This window comes from Micromonospora tulbaghiae, assembly GCF_900091605.1.
Classification (GTDB): domain Bacteria; phylum Actinomycetota; class Actinomycetes; order Mycobacteriales; family Micromonosporaceae; genus Micromonospora; species Micromonospora tulbaghiae.
On sequence record NZ_FMCQ01000014.1, the window covers coordinates 70,500 to 91,909 of the forward strand.

Below are 21,410 nucleotides of genomic sequence, written 5' to 3' on the forward strand. Positions count from 1 at the left end.
CGCCGCGCCGCGCGGGTGCCCGCGCCGGACGCGCGGGCTGCTAGCGTTTGGGCGTGTCCCGGACCCGTACCGAACGCCTGGTCAACCTGGTGATCTGCCTGCTGTCGACGCGACGCTTCCTGACCGCCGCGCAGATCGCCGCGACCGTGCCCGGCTACGAGCACGACCCGGACGACCCCAAGGACCACGAGGCGTTCCAGCGCAAGTTCGAGCGCGACAAGGCCGAGCTGCGTGAGCTGGGCGTGCCGCTGGAGACCGGCACGGCGAGCGTCTTCGACGCCGAGCCGGGCTACCGGATCGCGCCGCGCGCGTACGCGTTGCCCGACATCCCGCTCGAACCGGACGAGGCCGCCGCCGTGGGCATCGCCGCCCGGCTGTGGCAGCACGCCGGGCTGGCCGCCGCCGCGTCGTCCGGGCTGGCGAAGCTGCGCGCCGCCGGCATCGACGTCGACCCGCAGGCCACGCTGGGCCTGGAGCCGATGGTCACTGTCGACCCGGCGTTCGCGCCGCTCACCGCCGCCGCGCGGGACCGGCGCGAGGTGAGCTTCGACTACCGCGTGCCGGACCGCGACGCGCCCACCCGCCGCCGGGTGCAGCCGTGGGGCGTGGTCTGCTGGCGCGGCCGGTGGTACGTCGTCGGCCACGACCTGGACCGTGCGGCGACCCGCTGCTTCCGGCTGTCCCGGGTGGTGGGCACCGTCCGGGCGACCGGCGAGCCGGGCGCCTACGAGCCGCCCGCCGGTGTCGACCTGATCAGCCACGTGGCCCGCTGGTCCGGGCCGGTGGAGCGCACCGGCCGGGCCACGGTCCTGGCCACGCCGGGCCGTGCCGCCGGGCTGCGCCGCTGGGCCGTCGAGTGCCAGGCCGGCCCCGACGGCGACCGGCTGGTGCTGCCGTACGCCGACGCCGACTACCTGGCCGGCCAGATCGTCGGGTACGGCCCGGACGTCCGCGTGCTGGAGCCACCGGAGGTACGGGAGGCGGTCATCCAGCGGCTCAAGGAGGTCGCCGCCCGGCACGACGAGCTGGCCGTGACGGGGGGTGCCCGGTGACCCGCCCGGCGTCCCGCGCGGGCCGTGCGTCCGCCGACCGGCTGGCCCGGCTGCTCAACCTGGTCCCCTACCTGCTGGCCCGCCCCGGCATCGAGATCGCCGAGGCGGCGCACGACCTCGGGGTGACCGAGAAGCAGCTCCGGGAGGATCTGGAACTGCTCTGGGTGTGCGGGCTGCCCGGCTACGGCCCCGGTGACCTGATCGACATGGCGTTCGACGGTGACCGGGTGACGATCACCTACGACGCCGGGATCGACCGCCCGCTGCGGCTCACCCCGGACGAGGCGCTGGCGCTGGTGGTGGCGTTGCGGATGATCGCCGAGACGCCGGGCGTAGCCAACCGGGAGGCGGTCGAGCGGGCACTCGCCAAGATCGAGAACGCCGCCGGTGACCTGGCCGGCGCCCCCGTCGAGGTCCGCCTGCCCGGCGACTCCGCCCGGGTACGCGAGCTGCGCGCCGCCGTCGAGCGCGGCCGGGCGCTGCGGATCACGTACTACACCCCGGCCCGGGACGAGACCACCGAACGCACCATCGACCCGCTGCGGATGCTGATGGTCGGCGGCCGGGCGTACGTGGAGGCGTGGTGCCGCCGCGCCGAGGGGGTGCGGCTGTTCCGGGCCGACCGGATCGACGCGGTGACCGAGCTGCCGGAGCAGGCGGTGGTGCCGCCGCAGGCCCGCCCGCACGATCTCAGCGACGGCGTGTTCAGCCCGTCGGCCGACCTGCCGCTGATCACGCTGCGGATCGGCCGGGGCGAGCGGTGGATCACCGAATATTATCCGTGCGAGCGGGTCGAGGCCGACGGCGAGCAGTGGCTGGTGTCGCTGCGCGTGACCGACCTCGGGTGGGCCCGGCGGTTCGTGCTCGGGCTGGGCCCGGAGGTGACAGTGGTGGCCCCGGCCGAGCTGGCCGAGCAGGTCCGCGCCCAGGCCGTGGCCGCGCTCGACGCGTACGCCACCCCGGCCGGCAGCGCCGACCCGGCGGCCGTCGGCGGCACCCGATAGGCTGACCGCCGTGGTGATCTGGATCGTGCTCGGGGTCGTGTTGTTGGCGCTGGTCGTACTGGCCCTGGCGATCCGTCCGGTGGTGAGCCGCCTGCCCGGGCTGCGCCGTTCCGCGCTGGCGTTGCAGCGCCGGGCGGTCGAGGCCGAGTCGCTGCGGTCGGCCGCCGAGCAGTTGCAGGCGCGGGCCGAGTCGCTCCAGGAACGAGCGGCTGTCGCGCAGGAGCGAATCGTCTTGATCAAGGCCAAGCGCGGCGACTGAACCGACGGCGGTCGCCCCGATGAGCGTCGTCTGCGCGTTCCCGGGTGGTTACGCGCAGAAATGCGCGGACCTGGACGGTTGACGGGACACTTCGGGTTGGTCGAAACTTCACCGATCGGGCCCGCACCAGCAGGCCCGCGGGGGTGGCAAGCCGCTGCGACACACGTACGATGGGCGACGACCCACCCCTCACCGACACAGAGCGACTGGAGCTTCCCATGGGTGCCCTCAAGCCGTGGCACATCGCCGTACTCGTGGTCGTGCTGATCCTGCTCTTCGGCGCGAAGCGGCTCCCCGACGCGGCCCGCTCGCTGGGCCGCTCGCTGCGGATCATCAAGGCCGAGACCAAGAGCCTGCACGACGACGACCGCGATCTCGCCGAGAAGGCCGACGCGCAGGCGGGTTACCAGCCGCTCCAGCCGCAGCAGCCGGTGCAGGGGCAGCCTTACGTGCAGCAGCAGTACGCCCAGCAGCAGCCGTACGCGCCGCAGCCGCAGCAGCCCGTGGCCCCGCCGGCCGACCCGGTGCAGCGCGTCCGCGAGAACTGATCCGAGAGGGCCTCAACCACCGTGGCCTTCGGGTTGAAGAAGCGCGGCCCGAGCTCGTTCGCCCGTGCGGCAGACGGCTCGATGACGCTCATCGAGCACATCCGCGAGCTGCGTAACCGGCTGTTCCGCGCGTCGCTGGCGATCCTGGTCGGCTTCGGCTTCGGCATCTGGCTGGCCACGCCGGTCCGGGTGTTGCTGTCGAAGCCCTACTGCGACCTGCCGCAGTCGATCGATCCGGAAACCGGCAAGTGCCTGTTCGTGCAGCTCGGTGTCGCCGACGTCTTCCTGCTGAATCTGAAGATCGGTCTCTGGGTCGGTCTGATCATCGCGGCGCCGGTCTGGCTCTATCAGCTCTGGGCGTTCATCGCGCCCGGTCTGCACCGGCACGAGCGGCGCTACGCGTACGTCTTCACCGCCCTGGCGGCCCCGCTGTTCGCGGCCGGCGCGGTGCTGGCGTTCTTCGTCACCACCAAGGGACTGGAGTTCCTGCTCAACGTCTCCGGCGACGACATCACGACCAACCTCGAGGTGACCCGCTACATCTCGTTCGTCACGAACCTGATCCTGCTGTTCGGGGTGGCGTTCGAGTTCCCGCTGATCGTGCTGATGCTCAACTTCGTCGGCCTGGCCAGCGCCAAGCGGCTGCTGAGCTGGTGGCGGGTTGCGGTGTTCGTGTTCTTCGCCTTCGCCGCGGTGGTCACGCCGACGCCCGACCCGTTCGGCATGACCGCGCTGGCGATCTGCCTCTGCGCGCTCTACTTCGCCGCGGTGGGGGTGGCGTTCCTCAACGACAGGCGGCGCGGTCGCGGGCGTGAGGCCTACGCCGGCATCGCCGACGACGAGGTGTCACCGCTGGACCTGTCGGACGAGCCGGTGCCCGCCGGTGGCCGGATCGAGGCGTCCGAGCCGATCGGCGCACCCGAGCCGATCGTCGCCCCGAAGCCGATCGAACGCCGCTACGACGACATGACCTGACCGATCCCGCTCACCTCCGGACGCCGTCCCCGCCTCACGGGGACGGCGTCCGCGTCTGCGCAGCCGCGCGTCGCCGCCCTTCCGAGGCCGCAGGACACCCCGTCCCGAGCCGATCTTGGACGTGTTGCTCCTCCGGGAACGCCGACGGCCCGTCCCGCGCCGATCATGGACTTGGTGCCCCTCCGATGCCGGAAATCCGCACTTCGCCCGGGCCGAAACTGCAAGATCGCCGGGGGCCGGGGGCCGGGGGCCGGGGGCCGGGGTCAGGTTAGGCGGTGGGCTGTGTCGGGGCGGAGTGGGAGGACGGCGTCGGGGTGCAGGATCGCGGCTATCGTCTCGGCGCCGTCGACCAGGCGCGGGCCGGCGCGCACGATCAGACCATCCGCGTCCAGCGCCCACACCTGCGCGTCCGGGAAGTGCCCGGCCACCGTGGCGGCCTGCTCGGCCGCGCCGTCGAGGCGGAACCCGCACGGCGCGACCAGCACCACCTCGGGGCGGGCGGCCCGCAGGGCGTCCCAGGTGGTCGGCGCGGACCGGGCGCCCCGATGGGTGGCGACCGGCTCGCCGCCGGCGACGTCGACCAGGTCCGGGATCCAGTGCCCGGCGCCGAACGGCGGGTCCACCCATTCGACCACCGCGACCCGGCGCCGGGGCCGGCCCGCCACCGCCGCGCCGACCGCCGCGAGCCGGGCACGCAGACCGTCGACCAGGGCCTCCGCGCGATCCGGCACCCGGGCCGCAGCGCCCACCGCGCGGATCGACTCCAGCACGTCGTCGAGGGTGTACGGGTCGAGCGACAGCACGTCGGCCCGGCACCCCAGGTGCTCCACGGCGTCGGCGACCCGGCCCGAGGGCAGCGCGCACACGCGGCAGAGATCCTGGGTGAGGATGAGGTCCGGGTCCAGCCCGGCGAGCGCCCCGGCGTGCAGCGTGTAGAGGTCGGCACCGGCCGCTACCTGCGCCCGGACGTACGCGTCGATGTCGCCGGGACTCATGCCCCGGGTGTCCCGGCCGCCGACGACCACAGTGGTGCCCGACCGGTACGACGCGGGCACCTCGCACTCGAACGTGACGCCGACCAGGTCGTCACCGAGGCCGAGCGCGTACACGATCTCGGTGGCGGAGGGGAGCAGGGAGACCAGCCGCATGCCCGCCATCATGCCCCGCGGACGGACCGCCCCGGCCCGGGGCCGGTCCGGTGCGGACATCGGGCCGCCCTCGGGCCTTGCCGGGACGCCGTACCCGCTTAGACTCTGCTGACTCCGCCGAGCCCCCCGGGCGGTGTGCCGGGGTGCGTCGGCGCCCCGTTCCGGTCAGCCCGTCTGACCTGCGCTCCGGAGAACCCGATGAAGAGCCGTACCGCCGCCGTCCTGACCATCCTCTGCGCGGCCACCGCGCTCACCGCCTGCGGTGACGACGAGCCCGCGCCGAAAGGCCAGCAGGTGCCGGTGACCGCCACCGACACCAGCTGCGAGGTCACCACCACGCTGTTCACGCCGGGCACCGTCACGTTCACAGTGACCAACCGGGGTCAGCAGGCCACCGGGGTCTACGTCTACGGCCGGGAGGGTGACGCCTTCACCAAGGTGATCGCCGAGGTCGCGGACGTGCCGGCGGGCCGCACCGGCGACCTGCGCGCGTCGCTGCAGACCGGCACGTACGAGGTGGCCTGCAAGCCGGGCCGGCAGGGCGACGGCGTGCGGACCCGGATCACCGTCTCCGACGACGGCAATCTCGCCAGCGCCGCGGCCGAGGTGGCCTACGACCGGTCGGTGACGATCGAGCTGACCGACGACGCGATGAACGGCGTGGACGCGCTGATCGCCGAGCCCGGCGAGAAGCTCGCGTTCAAGGTGACGAACAAGACCGCCGGGGCCCGGACGCTGTACGTGCTCAACCCCGAGGGCAAGCGGGTCGCCGAGATGAAGGCCGAGGCCAACGGCACCGCCGAGACCGTGGTGACGCTGGGCGCGGCGGGGGACTGGTCGCTGAAGGTCAAGGGCGACGGCGTGCCGTCGGTGAGCAAGCCGCTGGTGGTCCGCTGAGGCGCAGCAGCGTCGATCCGAAGTCGGTCGATCCGGGTGCATCCACCGGGGACGGTCGGGGCGAAGCAATGGTCGTGACGACAGTCACGGACCTGGTCGCTTCGACGAAAGGCTCCCCGATGAACATCGCTCGTCTCGCCGCCCGGCTGGCCGTGGCCACCACCGCCGCGGCGGTGGCCACCACCGCCGTCGCCGTGCCCGCCCAGGCCGGCGCCAAGCAGCCGGGTACGCGGTCGCTGGCGGCAGTGCTCACCGCCGACAAGAGCGGCTTCGACCGCAACTCGCGGGACTTCGACGTCCTCACGAAGGCGGTCCTGACGGTGTTGCAGGCCAAGCCGGACTCGCCGGTGAAGGTGCTCACCGACGGCACCGTCGCGCTGACCGCGTTCGTGCCGAACGACTACGCGTTCCGCGAGCTGGTGCGGGACATCACCGCCGCGAGGAAGCTGCCCGGCGAGAAGGCCGCGTTCGACGCGGTCGCCGGCCTGGGCGTGGACACCGTGGAGGACGTCCTGCTCTACCACGTCGTGCCCGGCGCGACGATCGACCGGAAGGCGGCGCTGAAGGCCGACGGCGCGGACCTGACCACCGCGCTCGGCGCCACCGTCGAGGTGGACGTGAAGCGCTGCTGGTACGGCCGCGATGTGCGCCTGGTCGACGCCGACACCAGCGACCGCAACGCGCGGGTGGTTCGGTACGACATCAACAAGGGCAACAAGCAGATCGCGCACGCGGTGGACCGGGTGCTGCGCCCGATCGACCTGCCCTGACCCACCCCCGCCACGGCGCCCGGCACCCCCTGCCGGGCGCCGTCGGCGTGCGCCGGACATTCGCCGCCTGACCTGCCTCTGGTGGGCGGCGCGAGCCGTGCCGTACGGTGCTCGCCGTGACCGCGCACGATCATGTCCCGTCCGGCCCCGTCGCCGTGCTCGCCAACCCGACAGCGGGCCGGGGGCGGCACCGCGGACTGCTGCCCGGGATCCTGGAGCGCCTCGCCTCGGCGGGCCGCCCGGTCGAGCTGCTGCGCGCGCGTACCCCCGAGGAGGCGGAGGCGGCGTGCCACGCCGCGGTCACCGGCGGCGCCGGGGCACTCGTGGCGGTGGGCGGCGACGGCACGATGCACCGCGCGTTGCAGGCGGTCGCCGGCACCGACGTGCCGTTCGGGCCGGTACCGGCGGGCACCGGCAACGACTTCGCGGTGGACACCGGCTTCCCGGCCGACCCGACGGCCGCCGTCGAGGTGATCACCGCGGTGCTCGCCGCCGGCCGCGCCCGGCCGGTCGACCTGGCGCGGCTGTCCCGGCCCGGGGAGGCCGACCGCTGGTTCGGCGCGGTGCTCGCGGCCGGCTTCGACGCGATCGTCAACGAACGCGCCAACCGGATGCGCTGGCCGCGCGGCCCCCGCCGGTACGACCTGGCGATAGTGGTGGAGCTGGCCCGGCTGCGGCCACGCCGCTACCGGCTGGTCCTCGACGGGGTGGCGCAGGAGGTGGACGCGGTGCTGGTCGCGGTCGGCAACACGGCCAGCTACGGCGGCGGCATGCGGATCTGCCCGGACGCCGACCCGCACGACGGCCTGCTGGACGTGGTGGTCGGCGGGCGCTTCGACAGGCGCACGCTGATGCGGGTCAAGCCGCAGATCTACCGGGGCACCCACGTCACGCACCCGTTGGCGCGCGTCTACCGGGCGCGGACGGTGGAGCTGTCCGCCGAGGGCATCACCACGTACGCCGACGGGGAGCGCTCCTTCGACCTGCCGGTCACTGTCACCGCCGTCCCAGCGGCGCTGCGGCTGCTGCGCTGACCGCCGCCGGGGCGGCCGGCGGCACGGCGGAAGGCGGGTCCGGTAAGGGCGGGACGGCGGCGTGGACCGTGCCGGCGCTCGCGGCCACCACGAGCGCGATGGCGAGCACCTCGACCGGGCGCAACGCCTGGCCGAGCACCAGCCAGCCGGCCACCGCGGCGATCGCCGGGCCGAGACTCATCATCACCGCGAACGTCGCGGTCGGCAGCCGCCGCAGCGCGGCCAGTTCCAGGCTGTACGGCAGCACCGAGGCGAGCAGCGCCAGCCCGGTACCGAGCCCCAGCACCACCGGGTCGGCGAGGCGACCGCCGCCGTCGGCCAGCCCGAACGGCAGGGTGAGCAGCGCCGCGACGGTCAGGGCGAGGGCCAGCCCGTCGGCGCCGGGGAACCGTGCGCCGATCCGCGCCGAGCAGACGATGTACGCGGCCCACATGGCGCCCGCCGTCAGCGCCAGCGCGGCGCCGGCCGGGTCGAGCCGGTCGAACCCGCCCTGCCCGAGCAGGACCACACCGGCCAGCGCCAGCGCGGCCCAGCACCAGGCGGCCACCCGGCGCGCGGCGATCACCGACAGCGCCAGCGGGCCGAGCACCTCCAGGGTGACGGCCGGGCCGAGCGGGATCCGCTCGATCGCCTGGTAGAAGATCGAGTTCATGCCGGCCAGGGCCAGCCCGAACGCCAGTACCGCCGCCCAGTCGCGGCGCCCGTACCCGCGTACCCGCGGCCGGCAGAACACGAGCATCAGCAGCGCGCCGATGGTCAGTCGCAGCGTCACCGCCCCGGCCACCCCGGTACGCGGGAACAGCAGCGCGGCCAGCGCGGAGCCGAACTGCACCGACAGCGCCCCGCCGAGCACCAGCGCGACCCCGCCGAGCCGTCCCGGCGCACGCGGCGGCAAGGGGTGGGCACCGGTCATGCCCCTGACGGTATCCGGTGCGCCGCGACGGGTTCGCGCCGCTGGGGGTGTGCGCTCAGGCGGCCCCGGCCAGGTCCAGCACCGCGCCGAGCCCGTTCGGGCGGCCGGCGTCGGCGCAGGGCAGCACCAGCACCCCGCACCCGGCCGCCACGGCACCCGCGTCGGCCGGCGTGTCGCCCACCATGAGCGTGCGCTCCGGGTCGACGCCGAGCATCCCGCAGGCCCGCAGGAAGATGCCCGGGTCCGGCTTGCAGCGCCCCACCTCGTACGACAGCGCGTACGCGTCGACGAGCGCGTCGAAGTCCCAGGCGGCGAACAGCGGCCGCAGGTCGAAGCCGATGTTGCTGACCACCGCCACCTTCACCCCGGCGGAGCGCAGCGCTCCCAGCACGGGGGCGGTGTCCGGGTACGGCACCCAGCCCTCGGGCACCAGCACCCGCTCGTAGAGCGCGTCGGCGAACCCGTCGATGCCGGTGTCCACCGTCTCGGCCAGCCCGGTGTACGCGCCCCGGTGCGCGTGCGGGTAGAGATCACGGTCGGCCCACAGCTCGGCCAGCCGGGGCGGCACCCGTGCCGGCAGCGGGCCGCCGGCACGCCCGGCGGTGAGCAGCCGGTCGGCCAGCGAGGTGGCCCGGATCCGGTCCAGCTCGACGCCGCAGGCGGACGCGGCGGCGAGCACCCAGGCCAGCGGCTCCTCCACCTGGGCGAGGGTGCCGTGGAAGTCGAAGAGCACCGCCTCCACCGGCCGGCGGGACGGGCCCGGGCGGACGGCGTCGTCGGCGCCGCTCGAGACGTGGGGCAGTTCGGTACGGTCCGGCACGTCGTGCACCCTACCGACCGCTCCGACCGTCCTGCCGGATGGCCTTGACCGGTACTCCTCGGCGGCACCGATTAATCTTGGATCCATGTCGAGCCCCGCCGAGCGGTACGCCGCGGCGCGCCGCCGGGCCGCGCAGGCCTCCGCCTTCCCGGCCCTGGACGAATTCTCGCTGGATCTCGGGTTCGATCTCGACGACTTCCAGCGCGAGGCGTGCGAGGCGCTGGAGCGGGGCAGCGGCGTGCTGGTCTGCGCTCCCACCGGCGCCGGCAAGACCGTGGTGGGTGAGTTCGCGGTGCACCTGGCGCTGCGCGGCCGGCCCGGCGGCGACGCGTCCGCGACCCGGCGCAAGTGCTTCTACACCACGCCGATCAAGGCGCTGTCCAACCAGAAGTACCACGACCTGGTGGACCGCTACGGCGCCGAGCACGTCGGCCTGCTCACCGGCGACAACGCGATCAACGGCGACGCGCCGGTGGTGGTGATGACCACCGAGGTGCTGCGCAACATGCTCTACGCCGGCTCGGCCACGCTGGAGGGCCTGGCGTACGTGGTGATGGACGAGGTCCACTACCTGGCCGACCGGTTCCGCGGCGGGGTCTGGGAAGAGGTGATCATCCACCTGCCCGAGTCGGTCACGCTCGTGTCGCTGTCGGCCACCGTGTCCAACGCCGAGGAGTTCGCCGACTGGCTGGTCACCGTGCGCGGCGAGACCGCGGTGGTGGTCTCCGAGCACCGGCCGGTGCCGCTGTGGCAGCACATGCTCGTCGGCAAGCGGATGTTCGACCTGTTCCACGACGCCGACGCGGCCCGCAAGCACGACGTGCACCCCGAGCTGCTGCGCTACACCCGGGACACGATGCGCCGGCTGGAGCTGGGCGAGGGCCGCAGCGCCGGTCCCGGCGGCGGGCGGCGCGGCCCCCGCTGGCGCGGTCCGATGCGCCCGGACATCGTCGACCGGCTCGACCGGGAGGGACTGCTCCCGGCGATCCTGTTCATCTTCAGCCGGGCCGGCTGCGACGCCGCCGTGCAGCAGTGCCTCGCGGCCGGGCTGCGCCTCACCTCCCCGGAGGAACGCGCCGAGATCCGCCGGGTGGTGGAGTCCCGGGTCACCGCCATCCCCGGCGAGGACCTGTCGGTGCTCGGCTACTGGGAGTGGCTCGACGGCCTGGAGCGCGGCCTGGCCGCCCACCACGCCGGCATGCTCCCCGCCTTCAAGGAGGTCGTCGAGGAGCTGTTCGTGCGCGGACTGGTCAAGGCCGTCTTCGCCACCGAGACGCTCGCGCTGGGCATCAACATGCCGGCCCGCTGCGTGGTGCTGGAACGCCTGGTCAAGTTCAACGGCGAGGCCCACGTCGACCTCACCCCCGGCGAGTACACCCAGCTCACCGGCCGGGCCGGCCGCCGGGGCATCGACGTGGAGGGCCACGCGGTGGTGGTCTGGTCGCCGGAGACCGACCCCCGGCACGTCGCCGGGCTCGCCTCCACCCGCACCTACCCGCTGCGTTCCAGCTTCCGGCCGTCGTACAACATGGCCGTCAACCTGGTCGGCAGCGTCGGCGCGGCGCCGGCCCGGGAACTGCTGGAGTCCTCGTTCGCGCAGTTCCAGGCCGACCGGTCGGTGGTCGGCCTGGCCCGCCAGGTGCAGCGCAACACCGAGACCATCGACGCGTACGGCGCGGAGGCCGCCTGCCACCACGGCGACTTCGACGAGTACTTCGCGCTGCGGGTGGCCATCGCCGACCGGGAACGCGCCATCGCCCGGCAGGGGCAGACCCAGCGCAAGGCGGCGGCCGTCGCCTCGCTGGAGCGGCTGCGGGTCGGTGACGTGATCCGGGTGCCGTCCGGTCGGCGGGCCGGACTGGCGGTGGTGCTGGACCCGGCCACCGGCGGGTTCGGCGAGCCCCGGCCGCTGGTCCTCACCCAGGACCGCTGGGCCGGACGGGTCACCCCCGGCGACTTCACCACCCCGGCCGAGGTACTCACCCGCATCCGGGTGCCGAAGCACTTCAACCACCGATCGCCCGCGGCCCGGCGGGATCTGGCCGCCGCGGTCAGCGGCACCGGCCTGGACCGGCACGGCGGCCGGCGGGGCGGCCGGTCCCGTCAGGCGGCGGGGGAGGACCACCGGCTCAGCCAGCTCCGCGTCGAGCTGCGCGCCCACCCGTGTCACGCCTGCCCGGACCGGGAGGAGCACGCCCGCTGGGCGGAGCGGCGGCGCCGGCTGGAACGCGACACCGAGGAGCTGCGTGAGCGGGTGTCCGGGCGGACCGGCTCGCTGGCCCGTACCTTCGACCGGATCGTGGCGTTGCTGACGGCGCGCGGCTACCTGGCCGCCGACGGCGAGGTCACCGACGCCGGACGGATGCTGGCCCGGATCTGGACCGAGGCGGACCTGCTGGTGGCCGAGTGCCTGCGCCGCCGGGTGTGGGACGGCCTGTCCCCGGCCGAGCTGGCCGCCGCCGTGTCGGTGGTGGTGTTCGAGGCCCGGCGGGACGTCGACGAGCGGGCGTCGCTGCCGCGCGGCGCGGTGGCCGACGCGGTCGACGAGACGCTGAAGCTGTGGGGCGACATCGAGGCGGACGAGGCGGCGCGCGGCCTGGCCGTGACCCGGGAACCGGATCTCGGCTTCGCCTGGCCGATCTACCGGTGGGCGCGCGGCGAGGCGCTGGCGAAGGTGCTGGCCAGCGGCCACCAGATCGACGGGGAGATGCCGGCCGGCGACTTCGTCCGCTGGGCGCGTCAGGTGGTCGACCTGCTCGGGCAGGTCGCCGACTCGGGCGGCGCCTCGGCCGAGCTGCGTTCTACCGCCCGGCAGGCCATCGCGGCGGTCAACCGTGGCGTGCTGGCCTACCACGCCTCCGCCTGACGGTCACTTTCGGTCAGCGATTGCCGGAAATCGACGCATCGCTGTGTCACGGCGGCACCACCCCGCGAATTGTCGGGGGGTCGATGCACGCCCTGGTCAGGGCCTATCCCATCATTGCCCCGGGCGCCGTGGGTCGCGCTGAGCCGAGGGTGAGGGAAGGGCGTCGTGGGCGAGATCAATCACTTCGAGTACGGATGGATCACACCCGCGCTCAGCTACGCGTTGTCGGTGCTCGGCTCGGCACTCGGGCTGGTCTGCGCCGGGCGGATCCGGACCGCCACGAGCGCCGGCCAGCGGGCCTGGTGGGGCCTGCTCGCCGCCTGGGCGCTGGGCGGCACCGCCATCTGGGCCATGCACTTCATGGCGATGCTCGGGTTCGCCGTCGGCGGCACCCGGATCCGCTACGACGTGCCGCTGACGGCCGCCAGCACGGCGATCGCGGTGGCGGCGGTCGGCATCGGGCTGGCGATCGTGGGCACCGGCCGGCTCGCCGCGCCCCGGCTGATCGCCGGCGGGTTCTTCACCGGCGCCGGGGTGGCCGCCATGCACTACACCGGCATGGCCGCCATGCGCCTGGACGGCTCGCTCGGCTACGACCCGCTGCGGGTGACCCTGTCCGTGGTCATCGCGATCGTGGCCGCCACGGTGGCGCTCTGGCTGGCGATGACCGTCCGCCGGGGGATCGCCATCGCCGCGTCGGCGCTGGTCATGGGCATCGCGGTCAACGGTATGCACTTCACCGGCATGAGCGCGCTGTCGGTGCACCTGCACGAGAGCCGCGGTCCGGCCTCCGGCACCGAGGTGAGCGGGCTGCTGGTGCCGATCGTGCTGGCGGTGGTCTTCGGCGTGGTCGGGCTCGTCTACGCGCTGCTCGCCGCGCCGTCCGACGACGACCGGGCCGGGGCCGCGTACGTCAGCGCGCGGCTCGACGAGGGGCCGCAGACCGTGGCCGCCGAACCCGCGCCGGACCCGGTCGGCCTGCGGGCCCGGTCGACGCTGGCGCAGCCCGGCGCGCAGTTCCCGTCCCGGCGGAGCACCGACCGCCCATCGTGATCAACTGATCACGATCGGTCGCCGGCCAGCGCGTCGACGAGGCGGCGGCACGAGCCGGCCAGGTTCCAGCGCTGCGCCAGCTCCAGCAGCCGGTCCGGGTCGGCGGGGGACGTGGGCAGTGCCGGGTCCAGCTCGGGCAGCGGCACGTCGGTGGCGACCCGGACCACCTTCGGCGCCACGGCCAGGTAGTCGCGGGCGGCGTCGAGCTTCGCCCGCAGCCCGGGCGCGAAACCGGAGCGGGGGTCGTCGAGCGCGGCCAGGATGCCGTCCAGCCCGCCGTAGCGGTCTATCAGCCGGGCGGCGGTCTTCTCGCCCACCCCGGCCACGCCGGGCAGCCCGTCGCTGGGGTCGCCGCGCAGCGCCGCGAAGTCGGCGTACCGGTCGGCGGGCACGCCGTAGCGGGTGCGGACCGCCGCGTCGTCGCAGTCGTCCAGCTTGGCCACGCCCCGGCCGACGTAGAGCAGGCGTACCGGGTGGGCGTCGTCGACGAGCTGGAACAGGTCGCGGTCGCCGGAGACCACCTCGACCGGGCCCGGCTGGGTCACCGAGAGCGTGCCGAGCACGTCGTCGGCCTCGTAGCCGTCGGCGCCCACGGCCGGGATGCCGAGCGCGTCCAGCACCTCCAGGATCATCGGCACCTGCGGGGAGAGCGTGTCCGGCACGACCTCGCCGCCCTCGGGCGCGACCCGGTGCGCCTTGTACGACGGCAGCAGCTCCACCCGCCACGCCGGCCGCCAGTCGTGGTCGAGCGCGCAGATCATCCGGTCGGGCCGGCGGGTGCGCACGAGCTGGGCGAGCATGTCGAGGAAGCCGCGGACGGCGTTGACCGGCTGGCCGTCGCCGGTCTTCGCGGCCGACTCGGGAATGCCGAAGTAGGCGCGGAAGTAGAGGCTGGGGGAGTCGATCAGGAGGATCGGCTGTCGTTGTGCCACGCGGGCAAGCCTTCCACAGCCCTGTGACGACATGGGGGAGGCGACCGCCGGGCCGGAAACCCGGGCGCGCGCGGGGCGCGGCATGAGCAGACTGGCGGGGTGAGCTTCGTACCCGGCCTGACCCTGGCCCGCCGGTTCCACGACGAGGTGGTGGGTCCGCTGCTGGCGCGGCGGCTGCCCGGCCTGCCGTACTCTGCCGGTCTGCTCGACGGCGGCTCCGAGCTGCTCGGCCTCGACACGCCGCGCTCCACCGACCACGACTGGGGTCCGCGTACCCAGCTCTTCGTGGCGGCCGCGCACGACGTCGCGCCGGTCCGGGCGGCGCTGGACGCGGAGCTGCCGGCGCGGTTCCTCGGCTGGCCGACCCGCTACGCGGGCGGGCCGGAGGCGCGCCTCGGCACGGTCCGCGCCGACGGCGACCGGCACGGCGTGACGGTGGACGAACTCGGCGGATGGCTGCGGGAGCGGCTCGGCGCCGACCCGCGCACCGGACTGACGGCGGCGGACTGGCTGGCGACGCCGACGCAGCGGCTGGCCGAGCTGACCGGGGGAGCGGTGTTCCACGACGGGCTCGACGGCGCGCTCACCGACGTCCGCGCCCGGCTGGCCTGGTATCCGGACGACGTGTGGCGGTACGTGCTCGCCTCCGGGTGGCAGCGGGTCGCGCAGGCCGAGCACCTGGCCGGCCGCTGCGCCGAGGTCGGCGACGACCTGGGCAGCCGGGTCGTGGTCGCCGGACTGGCCCGGGACCTGATGCGCCTCGGCCTGCTGCTGCACCGGCGCTGGCCCCCGTACGCGAAGTGGCTCGGCACGGTGTTCGCGACGCTGCCGGACGCGGCGCCGGTGGTGGACGGGCTCGCCGCCGCGCTCGGCCCGGGCGACTGGGCGGCCCGGGAGCCCGGCCTGGTCCGGGCGCTGGAGACGGTCGCCGGCTGGACCAACGACGCCGCGCCGGCGCCGCCGGTGGACCCTTCCGCCCGGCCGTTCCACGACCGGCCGTTCCTGGTGCTGCACGCCTGCCGGTTCGTCGAGACGCTGCGCGCCGCGATCACCGACCCGCAGCTGCGCGACCGGCCGCCGGTCGGCGCGGTGGACCAGTACGTGGACAGCGTGGACGTGCTGACCCACGCGGACCGTGCCCGCCGGGTGGCCGTGGCGGTTGTCGGCTCGTCGGCCGGGGCCTAGACTCCGATTCGAGTCGCATCGATCCGCGACTGTCTATCTCGTCTCCGAGGGTCCGGGCCGCCCGTCGCAGGCGCCTCGCCGGCGAGAACGCCGCGCCACGCGGCGTTCCCACCATCCGAGGAGAACGCATGCTGTCCAGAAGGAGCAGACTCCGGCTGCTCGGTGCGGTGCTGGCCGCGGCCGGGCTCGCCGTCGGGGCGGCGCTCGCCGTCCCCGGGCCGGCCTCGGCCGCCGCGCTGACCGAGGTGACGAACTTCGGCACCAACCCGAGCAACCTGCGGATGTACCTGTACGTCCCGGACACCGTGGCGGCCCGGCCCGGCCTGCTCGTGGTGAACCACTACTGCACCGGCAGCGGCCCGGCCATGTACTCCGGCACCCAGTTCGCGGCGCTCGCCGACCGGTACGGCTACATCGTGGTCTACCCGTCGGTGACGCGCAGCAGCAAGTGCTTCGACGTCTCCTCGCCCCAGGCGCTGCGCCGCGACGGCGGCAGCGACCCGGTGGGCATCAAGTCCATGGTGGACCACGTGCGGCAGCGCTACCCGGTCGACTCGCAGCGGATCTTCACCACCGGCACCTCGTCCGGCGCGATGATGACGAACGTACTGCTCGGCGACTACCCGGACGTGTTCCGCGCCGGGGCCGCCTTCGCCGGTGTGCCCTTCGCCTGCTTCGCCACCACCAACGGCTCGGAGTGGAACAGCGAGTGCGCCAACGGCCAGGTGCTGAGGACCCCGCAGCAGTGGGGTGACCTGGTGCGCAACGCCTACCCTGGCTACACCGGCCCGCGTCCGCGGATGCAGATCTGGCACGGTACCAACGACGAGACGCTGCGCTACCCGAACTTCGGCGAGCAGATCGACCAGTGGACGAACGTGAACGGGCTGAGCCAGACGCCCGCGTACACGGACAGCCCGCAGGCCGGCTACACCCGTACCCGCTACGGCGGCACCGGCGGCACCGCGACCGTCGAGGCGATCAGCATGCAGGGCGTCACGCACAACCTGCCGGTGGACGCGGCCCAGGCCATCCGCTTCTTCGGCCTGGACTCCACCACGCCGCCGACCACCGCGCCGCCGACGACGCCCCCGCCCACCACGCCCCCGCCCACGACGCCGCCGCCCACCACGCCTCCGCCGACCACGCCGCCCCCCACCACGGCGCCGCCGACCACCCCGCCGCCGTCGGGGGCCTGCCGCGTCGGGTACGTGGTGAACGCCTGGAACAACGGGCTGACCGCCGCGGTGACCGTCACCAACACGTCCACCACGGCGATCAACGGCTGGAACCTCGCGTTCACGCTGCCGAGCGGGCAGACGATCACCGGGGGCTGGAACGCCACGTACAGCCCGTCCAGCGGCGCGGTGACCGCACGCAACGTGTCCTACAACGCGTCGATCCCGCCGGGCGGCTCGGTGGACATCGGCTTCCAGGCCACCCACACCGGCGACACCGGGAGGCCCGCCTCGTTCACGCTCAACGGGAGCACCTGCACGACCGCCTGATCCGCCCGGGGGTGGCGGCGTCCCGGACACGGTGATGCCGCCACCCCGCCGGTCACGCCGGTCACGCCGGGCATGGGCGCCGCCCCGGCGGGTACCCGTGCCGGACGGACACCGGCGGGAACCGAAGGAGCGGAAATGAAGGTCCGAAGCTCCCTGCGCGCGCTCAAGCGCAAGGCCGGCTCGATCGTGGTCCGGCGCCGGGGCAAGTTGTTCGTGCTCAACAAGGCCGACCGGCGGCAGAAGGCCCGGCAGGGCTGAGCCCGATGGCCGACATCCTGATCACCGGGGCCGGCAGCGGGCTCGGTCGGGGCACCGCGCTCGGGCTGGCCCGCGAGGGCCATCACGTGATCGCCGCCGCGCAGGTGTGGCCACAGGTCCGCGAGCTGCGCGCCGAGGCCGAGCGGGCGGGCGTCGCGCTGGACGCGATCAAGCTGGACGTCACCGACCCGGCCGACCGGGCCGCCGCGGCCCGGCACCGGGTGGACGTCCTGGTGCTCAACGCGGGCGTCCAGGAGGCCGGTGCTCTGGTGGAGATCCCGATGGACCGCGTCCGCCGGTCGTTCGAGGTGAACGTGTTCGGCCACCTGCACCTGGCGCAGGATCTGGTGCCGCCGATGCTGGCCCGGGGGGCGGGAAAGGTGGTCTGGGTGTCCTCCGCGGTAGGCGTGCGGACCCGGCCCTTCATCGGTGTCTACGCCGCCACAAAGCACGCGATCGAGGCGCTGGCCTGGGCCATGAAGGGGGAGCTGGAACCGCGCGGGGTACGCGTCGCGGTGATCAACCCCGGCCCGTACCGGACCGGCTACAACGACACCGGCGTGGAGACCATGTCCCAGTGGTGGGACGAGTCGGCCGCCCTGCTGCCCCGCCCCGACTTCGGCGACTACCTCGGTCACCAGCACGATCCGCAGGAGATGATCGACGAGATGGTCCGGGTGGTGCCGGCCGGGGAGCACGCGTACCGCACCGCGTACCCGCCGTCGCTGCGCGACCAGCTCAGGGAGTTCGAGTCGCAGGTGTGGGACGCGACGTCGTGACGGCGGCGGCCGGTACGGCGTCCACCTCGGAGCGCCCCACCAGGCGGGCAACGGCGGAGGCGGCCAGCGGGCGGTAGATCCGCACCGAGTCGGCGAGCGCGGAGAAGTGCGAACCCGAGTTGTCGCCGTGGTAGTGGGTGGCGATGTCCACCTGCTCGACCGGCACCCCGGCGCGGACCAGCCGCAGCAGCACCGCCATCTCGTACTCGAAGCGGTCACCGGGGACGGTGGTGAGCCAGCCGAGCAGGGCGGCCGGGTAGGCGCGCAGCCCGGTCTGGGTGTCGCGCACGTCCCGGCCGGTCGCCAGCCGGAACGCCACCCGGGTCGCCGCGTTGCCGAACCGGCTGCGCGCCGGGACCTCACCGTCGAACCGGCGTACGCCGAGCGTCGGCGCTCCGGTGACGCGCATCCGTTCCGCCACGCGGCACACGTCGGTCACAGCGTGCTGGCCGTCGGCGTCCACACACACCACGTCGCGTCCGGGACGGTGCGTCGAGACATACCGGAAGCCGGTGCGCAGCACCACGCCCTTGCCCCGGTTGACCCGGCGGCGCAGCACCGTCGCCCCCTCGGCGCGGGCCGCGCCCAGCACCTCGGCGGCGGCCGGGCCGCTGCCGTCGTCGACGACGAGCACGTCCGCGCCGGGCAGCGCCGCCCGCAGGTCGCCGACCAGCGGCGGAAGCCGGTCACCGGGCCGGTACACCGGCACGAGCACGATCACGGAGCCTCCCGGGTGGACTCGCCGCCGGCACCGCCCGGCGGGTCGATCGAGGACCGACGTACCCCGCGCCCGCTCCGGCGAATCACCGTCGCGGCGTGAGGCGTCCGATCCGGTCGGCGGCGCGGGTCAGCGCGCGCTCGCGGCGCAGCGACGCCTCCGGGGTACGCACACCGAGGAAGCCGATCCGGCTGAACGCCCGGGCGGCCCGCTCCCGCCGGACGGGCACCGGGTCGGGCGCGGTCACCGGCACGTCGGCCAGCGCCCGGCCGGACAGCCCGAGCACGCGCGCGGCGAGCAGCCGGACGCGGGGCAGGTGCCACGGGTGGGAGACCAGCCCGAGCGGGTGCTGGGCGGTGAACTCCGCCGCGCCGAGCAGCCCGTCCTGGACGGTGTGCGCCAGGTTCTGCACGGTGGTGCGGGAGCGGGTCTCGGCCGCCGACCGGGCGTACGCGTCGAGCCCGGCGTCGCGCGCCAGCGCCCGCATCAGCTCGGCCTCCCGGAATCCGGGCGGTGGGCCGGGCATTCCGGCCGGACCGTGCGGCCAGCCGCCGGTGAACACCACCCGGGCGCCGGGCGTACGGCGGAACACCTCGGCGTGCGCGCGGACGTAGGCCACCGCGGCCTCGGTGCGCGCGACGCTCTCCGCGGTGAGCCGGTAGCCGTCGTCGCCGGCCACCACCCCGCGGCCGAAGACCAGCAGCACGGTGGCGGGCGGCGTCATCCCTTCACGGTACGGGCCGGATCACTCGTCGTCCGGCGGCCACGGCGGCGTGCCGACGCCGGTGATGCGGACGCCGCCCCACGGGTCCACCTCGGCCAGCCGGGCCCGGGCGACCCGTTCGCCGATCCGGACCTCCACGTCGCGGCGGCCGGAGCGCAGCAGCCGGACCAGTCGCGGTTCCGGCTCGACCCGCCCGGCCCAGTGGTAGCGGCCGTCGACCGGCTCGAACCGCCCGCCGGCGTGCAGCCGTACCGTGGTGCCGGCGATCTCGGCCGTGCCCTGCCAGGTCACCTGTCGATCCGTTCGTGCGCGCGGGTCAGCTCCGGTGGCAGGTCGGCGCCCCGGCGGACCCCCTCGATGCCGCTCCACAGCAGCGTGGTCAGGTATTCGGTGAGCGCGGCCCGGTGGATCGGCTGCCCGTGCGTGGTCCACCAGTCGCCGACCGCCTGCACGAACCCGACCAGCCCGTACGCCCACGGCTCGGCCGGGCCGGCGTCGAGGCCGAGCGCGCGCAGCCGATCGCCGATGACCCGGGCCAGCCCGGTCGCGACCTGCCGGCTGGTGCCGGTGACCACCTGCTGGATGCCGGGATGCCCGGACTCGTGCACGAGGAACCGGTAGAGCGACGGCTCGTACTCCACCACGCTCAGGTACGCGTCGATCGTCGCCTCGACCAGCGCCCGCTCCTCGCGTACCTGCTCGACCGCGGGCGCGATCGCGGCCACCACGCGCGCCGCGACCACCTCGCTGACCGCCAGCCAGAGCTGCGCCTTGTCGGCGAAGTAGCGGTAGAGCACCGGCTTGCTGACCCCGGCGGTGGCGGCGACCTGGTCCATGTCGACGCTCGGGCCGTGCCGCAGCAGCGCCTGGATGGCGGCCGCGATCAGTTCCTGCCGCCGCTGTTCGCGGTGGTCGGCCCAGCGGTCGCGCCGCCCGCCGGGGCGGGGCGCGGCCGGCTCCGGCGGAGCGTCGGGGCCATTGACATCGGTGGTGGTCCGTCGCATGCTACCACTCGTAACAGTTACTCGAAGTTACGTCAATATGGAGGGGTCATCATGGAGCGGACGACGGCCGGTTTCCCCCGCGAGGCGGTCGCCGATCGCCTGCTCTCCGCCTCGGTACGCACCAGCTACGACCCGATGGTCGACATCGACTGGTCGGCGCCGCCGGTGCCCGGCGCTTACTGGCTGCCGCCGTCGCGCAGCAGTCTCTACGGCACTCCCCTGTGGGAGGCCATGACCGAGGACCAGCGGGTCGAGCTGACCAAGCACGAGGTCACCAGCGCGGCCAGCGCCGGGATCTGGTTCGAGACGATCCTCATGCAGATGCTGATCCGGCAGTACTACGACGCGGACCCGACCAGCCGGCACGCCCAGTACGCGCTCACCGAGGTCGCCGACGAGTGCCGGCACTCCATCATGTTCGGCCGGCTCATCGAGGCCGCGGGCGCCCCGGTCTACCGCGCCGAGCCGTTCGACCACCTGCTCGGGCGCTGGCTCAAGTCCACAGCGACCGGCCCGCAGATGTACGCGGCCATCCTCATCGCCGAGGAGATCCTCGACTCGTTCCAGCGCGAGATCATGGCCGACGAGTCGTTGCAGCCGCTGATCCGGATGGTGTCGCGCATCCACGTGGTGGAGGAGGCCCGGCACGTGCGCTTCGCCCGCGACGAGCTGACCCGGCAGGTCGAGGCGGCCGGGCCGGTCGCGATGGCGTACGCGCGGCTGGTGATCGGCCGGGCCGCGTACTCGATCACGCGGCGCCTGGTGCACCCGCGGGCGTACGCGGCGGTCGGGATCGACCCGGCGGCCGGCCGGGCCGCGGCGCGGGCCAACCCGCACTGGCGGGCCACGCTGCGCTGGTCCGCGCAGCGGATCGCCGACCACCTGACCGAACTGGGTCTGGTCGCCGGGCCGGGCCGGGTGCTGTGGCGCCGGGCCGGGCTGGTGGAGGGCTGACCGGCGGCG

Annotated in this window: 23 protein-coding genes; 15 read left to right on the plus strand and 8 right to left on the minus strand. The window is 74.5% G+C overall.

Annotated elements, in window-relative coordinates; translation table 11 throughout:
- Positions 1–53: 53 nt before the first annotated feature.
- From GA0070562_RS29470 to tatC, 5 genes are all read left to right on the plus strand, one after another.
- Positions 54–1,052, plus strand: coding sequence for a helix-turn-helix transcriptional regulator (locus tag GA0070562_RS29470; protein WP_091428097.1), 999 nt, complete (start codon positions 54–56; stop codon positions 1,050–1,052).
- The gene (locus GA0070562_RS29475; protein ID WP_091428099.1) at positions 1,049–2,056 is read left to right on the plus strand and encodes a helix-turn-helix transcriptional regulator; all 1,008 of its coding nucleotides are present in this window, start codon (positions 1,049–1,051) and stop codon (positions 2,054–2,056) included. Before GA0070562_RS29470 ends, GA0070562_RS29475 begins: the two co-directional genes overlap by 4 nt.
- Before the next feature lie 10 nt (positions 2,057–2,066).
- Positions 2,067–2,315, plus strand: a complete 249-nt coding sequence (locus tag GA0070562_RS29480) for a hypothetical protein (protein WP_091428101.1) — start codon at positions 2,067–2,069, stop codon at positions 2,313–2,315.
- 218 nt (positions 2,316–2,533) lie between these two features.
- Positions 2,534–2,863: a Sec-independent protein translocase subunit TatA gene (gene tatA / locus GA0070562_RS29485; RefSeq protein WP_091428102.1), complete on the plus strand. Its 330-nt coding sequence runs from the start codon at positions 2,534–2,536 to the stop codon at positions 2,861–2,863.
- A gap of 21 nt (positions 2,864–2,884) precedes the next feature.
- Positions 2,885–3,838 carry a twin-arginine translocase subunit TatC gene (gene tatC, locus GA0070562_RS29490; protein WP_091428106.1) on the plus strand — a complete coding sequence of 318 codons (954 nt, stop codon included), beginning with the start codon at positions 2,885–2,887 and terminating at the stop codon, positions 3,836–3,838.
- Positions 3,839–4,101: 263 nt separating this feature from the next.
- Here tatC and GA0070562_RS29495 read toward each other — a convergent pair whose 3' ends face one another.
- Positions 4,102–5,046, minus strand: a complete 945-nt coding sequence (locus tag GA0070562_RS29495) for an ABC transporter substrate-binding protein (RefSeq protein ID WP_254663902.1) — start codon at positions 5,044–5,046, stop codon at positions 4,102–4,104.
- Between the two features lie 138 nt (positions 5,047–5,184).
- Between GA0070562_RS29495 and GA0070562_RS29500 the strand changes: the two genes are divergently transcribed.
- From GA0070562_RS29500 to GA0070562_RS29510, 3 genes are all read left to right on the plus strand, one after another.
- On the plus strand, positions 5,185–5,883 hold the full coding sequence (locus tag GA0070562_RS29500; RefSeq protein WP_091428109.1) for a hypothetical protein: 699 nt from the start codon (positions 5,185–5,187) through the stop codon (positions 5,881–5,883).
- A 119-nt stretch (positions 5,884–6,002) separates the two neighbouring features.
- Complete coding sequence (locus GA0070562_RS29505; protein ID WP_374669100.1) at positions 6,003–6,653, plus strand: fasciclin domain-containing protein; 651 nt, start codon at positions 6,003–6,005, stop codon at positions 6,651–6,653.
- Positions 6,654–6,760: 107 nt separating this feature from the next.
- Positions 6,761–7,687: a diacylglycerol kinase family protein gene (locus GA0070562_RS29510; RefSeq protein ID WP_091428115.1), complete on the plus strand. Its 927-nt coding sequence runs from the start codon at positions 6,761–6,763 to the stop codon at positions 7,685–7,687.
- Here the strand turns inward: GA0070562_RS29510 and GA0070562_RS29515 are convergent.
- Both GA0070562_RS29515 and GA0070562_RS29520 read right to left on the minus strand, forming a co-directional pair.
- Positions 7,650–8,600 (minus strand): EamA family transporter, encoded by a 951-nt coding sequence (locus tag GA0070562_RS29515; protein WP_091428118.1) that lies wholly within the window; start codon positions 8,598–8,600, stop codon positions 7,650–7,652. The genes GA0070562_RS29510 and GA0070562_RS29515 overlap by 38 nt on opposite strands.
- A gap of 55 nt (positions 8,601–8,655) precedes the next feature.
- A complete protein-coding gene (locus GA0070562_RS29520; RefSeq protein ID WP_091428207.1) occupies positions 8,656–9,420 on the minus strand; it encodes an HAD family hydrolase in 765 nt (254 codons plus the stop codon).
- A gap of 85 nt (positions 9,421–9,505) precedes the next feature.
- Between GA0070562_RS29520 and GA0070562_RS29525 the strand changes: the two genes are divergently transcribed.
- Together GA0070562_RS29525 and GA0070562_RS29530 are read left to right on the plus strand one after the other, a co-directional pair.
- On the plus strand, positions 9,506–12,286 hold the full coding sequence (locus GA0070562_RS29525) for a DEAD/DEAH box helicase (protein WP_091428119.1): 2,781 nt from the start codon (positions 9,506–9,508) through the stop codon (positions 12,284–12,286).
- A gap of 165 nt (positions 12,287–12,451) precedes the next feature.
- Complete coding sequence (locus tag GA0070562_RS29530) at positions 12,452–13,339, plus strand: MHYT domain-containing protein (RefSeq protein ID WP_091428121.1); 888 nt, start codon at positions 12,452–12,454, stop codon at positions 13,337–13,339.
- Positions 13,340–13,347: 8 nt separating this feature from the next.
- Here GA0070562_RS29530 and GA0070562_RS29535 read toward each other — a convergent pair whose 3' ends face one another.
- The gene (locus GA0070562_RS29535) at positions 13,348–14,304 is read right to left on the minus strand and encodes a 5'-3' exonuclease (protein WP_175438923.1); all 957 of its coding nucleotides are present in this window, start codon (positions 14,302–14,304) and stop codon (positions 13,348–13,350) included.
- 66 nt (positions 14,305–14,370) lie between these two features.
- Between GA0070562_RS29535 and GA0070562_RS29540 the strand changes: the two genes are divergently transcribed.
- The 4 genes from GA0070562_RS29540 to GA0070562_RS29555 all read left to right on the plus strand — a co-directional run bounded on the left by GA0070562_RS29540 (position 14,371) and on the right by GA0070562_RS29555 (position 18,001).
- The gene (locus tag GA0070562_RS29540) at positions 14,371–15,456 is read left to right on the plus strand and encodes a DUF4037 domain-containing protein (protein ID WP_091428123.1); all 1,086 of its coding nucleotides are present in this window, start codon (positions 14,371–14,373) and stop codon (positions 15,454–15,456) included.
- A gap of 128 nt (positions 15,457–15,584) precedes the next feature.
- Positions 15,585–16,964, plus strand: a complete 1,380-nt coding sequence (locus GA0070562_RS29545; RefSeq protein WP_091428125.1) for an extracellular catalytic domain type 1 short-chain-length polyhydroxyalkanoate depolymerase — start codon at positions 15,585–15,587, stop codon at positions 16,962–16,964.
- Positions 16,965–17,099: 135 nt separating this feature from the next.
- Positions 17,100–17,222, plus strand: coding sequence for a ribosomal protein bL36 (locus tag GA0070562_RS29550; RefSeq protein WP_091428126.1), 123 nt, complete (start codon positions 17,100–17,102; stop codon positions 17,220–17,222).
- A 5-nt stretch (positions 17,223–17,227) separates the two neighbouring features.
- Complete coding sequence (locus tag GA0070562_RS29555; RefSeq protein ID WP_091428128.1) at positions 17,228–18,001, plus strand: SDR family oxidoreductase; 774 nt, start codon at positions 17,228–17,230, stop codon at positions 17,999–18,001.
- Here GA0070562_RS29555 and GA0070562_RS29560 read toward each other — a convergent pair.
- The 4 genes from GA0070562_RS29560 to GA0070562_RS29575 form a co-directional block, all read right to left on the minus strand.
- On the minus strand, positions 17,961–18,722 hold the full coding sequence (locus GA0070562_RS29560) for a glycosyltransferase family 2 protein (RefSeq protein WP_091428129.1): 762 nt from the start codon (positions 18,720–18,722) through the stop codon (positions 17,961–17,963). The two genes, GA0070562_RS29555 and GA0070562_RS29560, sit on opposite strands and share 41 nt — an antisense overlap.
- 82 nt (positions 18,723–18,804) lie before the next feature.
- On the minus strand, positions 18,805–19,443 hold the full coding sequence (locus GA0070562_RS29565; RefSeq protein WP_091428131.1) for a YdcF family protein: 639 nt from the start codon (positions 19,441–19,443) through the stop codon (positions 18,805–18,807).
- A 21-nt stretch (positions 19,444–19,464) separates the two neighbouring features.
- On the minus strand, positions 19,465–19,734 hold the full coding sequence (locus tag GA0070562_RS29570; protein ID WP_091428132.1) for a DUF4873 domain-containing protein: 270 nt from the start codon (positions 19,732–19,734) through the stop codon (positions 19,465–19,467).
- Positions 19,731–20,447 (minus strand): TetR family transcriptional regulator, encoded by a 717-nt coding sequence (locus GA0070562_RS29575; RefSeq protein WP_091428134.1) that lies wholly within the window; start codon positions 20,445–20,447, stop codon positions 19,731–19,733. Before GA0070562_RS29575 ends, GA0070562_RS29570 begins: the two co-directional genes overlap by 4 nt.
- Positions 20,448–20,498: 51 nt before the next feature.
- Here GA0070562_RS29575 and GA0070562_RS29580 point away from each other — a divergent pair, with 51 nt between their 5' ends.
- On the plus strand, positions 20,499–21,401 hold the full coding sequence (locus GA0070562_RS29580) for an AurF N-oxygenase family protein (protein WP_091428136.1): 903 nt from the start codon (positions 20,499–20,501) through the stop codon (positions 21,399–21,401).
- Positions 21,402–21,410 lie beyond the last annotated feature (9 nt).

Bases quoted from the DNA above. Each gene is read 5' to 3' on its own strand.
- tatA (WP_091428102.1), top strand. From the start codon at position 2,534: ATGGGTGCCCTCAAGCCGTGGCACATCGCCGTACTCGTGGTCGTGCTG.
- GA0070562_RS29495 (WP_254663902.1), bottom strand. From the start codon at position 5,046: ATGTCCGCACCGGACCGGCCCCGGGCCGGGGCGGTCCGTCCGCGGGGC.
- GA0070562_RS29500 (WP_091428109.1), top strand. From the start codon at position 5,185: ATGAAGAGCCGTACCGCCGCCGTCCTGACCATCCTCTGCGCGGCCACC.
- GA0070562_RS29505 (WP_374669100.1), top strand. From the start codon at position 6,003: ATGAACATCGCTCGTCTCGCCGCCCGGCTGGCCGTGGCCACCACCGCC.
- GA0070562_RS29515 (WP_091428118.1), bottom strand. From the start codon at position 8,600: ATGACCGGTGCCCACCCCTTGCCGCCGCGTGCGCCGGGACGGCTCGGC.
- GA0070562_RS29525 (WP_091428119.1), top strand. From the start codon at position 9,506: ATGTCGAGCCCCGCCGAGCGGTACGCCGCGGCGCGCCGCCGGGCCGCG.
- GA0070562_RS29535 (WP_175438923.1), bottom strand. From the start codon at position 14,304: ATGTCGTCACAGGGCTGTGGAAGGCTTGCCCGCGTGGCACAACGACAG.
- GA0070562_RS29545 (WP_091428125.1), top strand. From the start codon at position 15,585: ATGCTGTCCAGAAGGAGCAGACTCCGGCTGCTCGGTGCGGTGCTGGCC.
- GA0070562_RS29550 (WP_091428126.1), top strand. From the start codon at position 17,100: ATGAAGGTCCGAAGCTCCCTGCGCGCGCTCAAGCGCAAGGCCGGCTCG.
- GA0070562_RS29555 (WP_091428128.1), top strand. From the start codon at position 17,228: ATGGCCGACATCCTGATCACCGGGGCCGGCAGCGGGCTCGGTCGGGGC.
- GA0070562_RS29565 (WP_091428131.1), bottom strand. From the start codon at position 19,443: ATGACGCCGCCCGCCACCGTGCTGCTGGTCTTCGGCCGCGGGGTGGTG.
- GA0070562_RS29575 (WP_091428134.1), bottom strand. From the start codon at position 20,447: ATGCGACGGACCACCACCGATGTCAATGGCCCCGACGCTCCGCCGGAG.
- GA0070562_RS29580 (WP_091428136.1), top strand. From the start codon at position 20,499: ATGGAGCGGACGACGGCCGGTTTCCCCCGCGAGGCGGTCGCCGATCGC.